Here is a 2444-nt window from a genome sequence, read left to right as displayed (position 1 = left end):
CAATAGAGAAAAATATTTAATTAATTTTTCTAAAAGACATGAAAAAATAAAAATAATATATTTGGATCATCATAAAAGAAGGGTTTCAAGAATTTTACCAAAGAATTTACTATATTTTGATGTAAGGCCGTTATTTAATTTAGAAATATGTACAACTAGTATATCATATAGAATTGGAAAAATATATTCGGTGGAGAATTTTCAAAATATTCATTATTGGCATCTATTGGGGCTGTGGGGGATTTTATGTTGGAAAACGATAAATTATTATTATAATGATCTATTAAAAAATTACAAAGGATTTTATAATGGTAAATATTTTTATATTCCATATATATTATATTTTTATTTATTTTTAATATCATATCCATATAAAATATCAAAGAACTATTGATAAAGCATTAAATATTGAAGAATTTATAAAAGAATTTGACTTAAGAAAATTAAAGAATGAAGCAATAAAATATTACAACGATTAAAATGCGCTAAAAAAATATATGAATCTGAAAAATTGTTAGTATTTAAAGCGAAGAAATCTTCAGTTCTATCTACAATATTATCATCATTTTATCCTGAAAAAATAATATTGGTACTATCTTTAAAAGAAAAATTATTTGGAAGAGTATTTAAGGGAAAATATAAAAGATATAGTATATCTTTAAGGAATCGATCTGGAAAATATGATTTAGGAATATTAATGAGAGAATTTGCAAAAGAAATGGAATAAATGGCGGAGGACATCCAAAGGCATCCGGTGGATTAATATATGAAAAAGATATAGAAAATCTTGATAAAATTTTTAGAAGAAAAAGCAAATGGAAAGAATTAAATTTTATTTATGTGCAATAAAGAGAGTAATTAAGAAAATATTAATGAAGATTTTATAAAAAATTATAATCTTCTTCCTCTCTTTCCTCCCTTCCTTCTACAATGCTCATGAGGTATTGGAGTTATATCTTCGACAACCCCAATCTTTAATCCTGAAGTAATTAATGTTTTAATTGCAAATTGTGCAGATGGTGTAGGAACCCAAGGACCATTATGTCCACCAGGAGCCCTTACCCTAACATGAACAGCATTTATACCTCTTTCCAAAGCTTTTTGAGCAGCTTGTTTTGCAGCTAAAATTGCAGCAGTTGGAGTACCTTTTAATCTTTGAGCCAAAACAACCCTTCCACCAGAACTAAATGCAATTGTTTCACTACCATTTATATCTGTAATATGAATTATAGTATTATTTTTACTTGAATATATTTATGCAATACCCCATCTTTCTTTTTCAGCCATTACAATTTAAAATTATAAATAATCTTATAAAATTAAAAATAAGGAATTTATTGAGNCGCCGTAGCTCAGGGGTTAGAGCGCCTGGCTCATAACCTATAAAATCGATGAGTTTGTGAGAAACCAGGAGGTCCGGGGTTCAAATCCCCGCGGCGGCATTGGTTTACTTTAATATCTTCTTTTCTATATATTCTGCTTAATGCACTTGCATTATTATATGGAGATTTAGAAGCATAAAGCAAAGTTGTATTTTCATTTTTTCTAATTAATTGTAAAAGTTCACTAATTTTTGGATTTTTATCTAATTCATCAAAATATCTTCTTTTAAATTCTTCCCATTTATTNNNATCATGATTATACCATTTTCTTAATTCCATTATTGNGGGCTATATCTTTAAGCCATATATCTATTTTATCTTTTTTAATACCTCTTGGCCATATTCTATCTACTAAAATTCTAACTTCATTTTCTTTTTCATAGGATCATATACTTTCTTAACTTTTATCATATCATATTATTTAGAAAACTTTATTATAAGCTATATATATAGTAACATAAATATATATTTTAAGAGTTTATTTATTTCATACATATTTTAGAAAGATCTTATGTATTTAGAAATGCTAAATAATTAACTAGAAAATCCCTTAAGATTATTTAGAAAGAATTAATAAAAAAGGTATTATAGCATCACTATTAGAGATAATAATTATATTTCAAAAAGTAAAGGTTTCTTATGTAATGGAAATGCAATATTATATATTTCAGTATTTTTTATCTTTGTTCTATAATTGTTCGAATTATGAGCATGTCCATGGAATCCATAAATAATTTTATCAGAATATTTTCTAATCAAATTTTCTATATATTTTGATTATAATGACCATTCTGGTGCTGGATCTCCAAAAACAGTGTCTGCTAGATAAACCATAATGAGAAAAAACAATTATTTTTTTATTTAAGCTATTAAATATATTTTCCAATTTCTTAGAATAATATTCTTTTATATTTTCAATATTTATCATTTTCCATGTTCTCTCTGGAAAACCTTCAAATCCCAATTAATAATATTCACCCAAATCATAATATTCATAATCTAAAATATTAATAAAATTATATTCTTTTCTATAAAAATCTTTATCCTTTTCTCCATTTAATA

The 2444-nt window shown here is 25.0% G+C and carries 2 protein-coding genes, 1 tRNA gene and 1 pseudogene; 2 read left to right on the top strand and 2 right to left on the bottom strand.

The window, feature by feature from the left end; translation table 11 throughout:
- Positions 1-511: 511 nt before the first annotated feature.
- Complete coding sequence (locus LUA84_RS01855; protein ID WP_231434180.1) at positions 512-727, top strand: hypothetical protein; 216 nt, start codon at positions 512-514, stop codon at positions 725-727.
- 164 nt (positions 728-891) lie between these two features.
- Here LUA84_RS01855 and rpsK read toward each other — a convergent pair whose 3' ends face one another.
- On the bottom strand, positions 892-1254 hold the full coding sequence (gene rpsK / locus LUA84_RS01850; protein WP_256443591.1) for a 30S ribosomal protein S11: 363 nt from the start codon (positions 1252-1254) through the stop codon (positions 892-894).
- An 87-nt stretch (positions 1255-1341) separates the two neighbouring features.
- Between rpsK and LUA84_RS01845 the strand changes: the two genes are divergently transcribed.
- A tRNA-Met gene (locus tag LUA84_RS01845) sits at positions 1342-1442 on the top strand.
- Positions 1443-1447: 5 nt separating this feature from the next.
- On the opposite strand, the pseudogene LUA84_RS04670 reads toward LUA84_RS01845, so the two are convergent.
- Positions 1448-1793: pseudogene (locus LUA84_RS04670) on the bottom strand (DUF488 domain-containing protein).
- Positions 1794-2444: the final 651 nt, after the last annotated feature.

The sequence above is a fragment of the Candidatus Nanopusillus massiliensis genome (genome assembly GCF_920984865.1).
This window is presented reverse-complemented; position numbering and strand designations above follow the sequence as displayed.